The sequence below is a fragment of the Mesorhizobium sp. M7A.F.Ca.CA.002.15.2.1 genome (assembly GCF_003998715.1).
In the GTDB taxonomy this organism is placed as follows: domain Bacteria; phylum Pseudomonadota; class Alphaproteobacteria; order Rhizobiales; family Rhizobiaceae; genus Mesorhizobium; species Mesorhizobium ciceri.
Genome location: NZ_RZPI01001040.1, coordinates 1 through 1,183, shown reverse-complemented (window position 1 = coordinate 1,183; position 1,183 = coordinate 1). Strand labels below are relative to the sequence as shown.

Annotated in this window: 1 pseudogene; it reads right to left on the bottom strand. The window is 66.2% G+C overall.

Going from position 1 to position 1,183, the window contains the following annotated elements:
* A pseudogene (locus tag ENZ74_RS32370) lies at positions 1-1,183 on the bottom strand (hypothetical protein); the annotation flags it as partial.

Here is a 1,183-nt window from a genome sequence, read left to right as displayed (position 1 = left end):
GAGTGATGATCTGCGCGGCGCCGGGATCGTCGGCCATCGTCTGGCGGCGGATTTCCAGCACCATGCCACGACCATCGGCGGTCAGCCGCTCCTCCTCGAGCTCCGGCTCCTTCATCAGCCAGTGCGCGATGCGCCGATAAAGCTGGACATGCGGGCCGCCGCCCTCGAAGCCGCGCGCCCACAGCCAGCCCTGATCGGACAGCAGCATGCCGACGCGGCCTTCTCCCTTGCGGTCGAGCAGCAGCAGCGGCCGGTTGTCGGCGCCCTTCATGACCACTTCGCCTTCCGGGTTCTGCACGCCTATGGTGCGGAACCAGCGGCTCCAGTGCGGCGGCTCGGTGGCCGAGCCATCGAGCCCACGCGTCACCGGGTGGCGCTGGCCGAGTTCGGTGAGGCGCGGATAGAAGGCCTTGTCGACAACTTCGCCGGTCGGCATCGCCGGCAGGGCGGCCATCAGCGGCGTGCGCGCGATCGAGCTTTCGCCGGCATATTCGGGGCCGGCCGCGATCAGCAGCGCGCCGCCCTTTTCGACATATTCGGAGATGTAGTCGTAATAGAGGATCGGCAGCACGTCGCGGTGCTGGTAGCGGTCGAAGATGATGAGGTCGAAATCCTTGATCTTCTCGACGAACAGTTCGCGGGTCGGGAAGGCGATAAGCGACAATTCGTTGATCGGCGTGCCGTCCTGCTTTTCCGGCGGCCGCAGGATGGTGAAATGGACAAGATCGACCGAGGCGTCGGATTTCAGCAGGTTGCGCCAGGTGCGCTCGCCGGCATGCGGCTCGCCGGAGACGAGCAGCACACGCAGGTTCTCGCGAATGCCGTCGATCAGTGCGATGGCGCGGTTGTTGGTGTCGGTCAGTTCGCCTGGCTCGCGATCGATGGCGAGTTCGACGATGTTGCGGCCGGCGCCCGGAATGGTGACCTGCAGCGGCATGGCCTGGCCAACGGTGGCGTGCTCGACGGCGACCTGCTCGCCATTGACCGAGACGCGCACATCGACCGGGCCAGTCTCGTTTTCGGTCGAGATGACGCGGTAGGTCATGTCGAGCGGCTTGCCAACAAGGCCGAAGCGCGGCGCGTTCTCGAAGCGGATGCGGCGGTCCTTTTCGTGGTCGTTGCCGGTGATCAGCGCATGCAGCGGGGCGTTGAAATCTGGCGCGCCCGGCGGCGCGTCATGGAC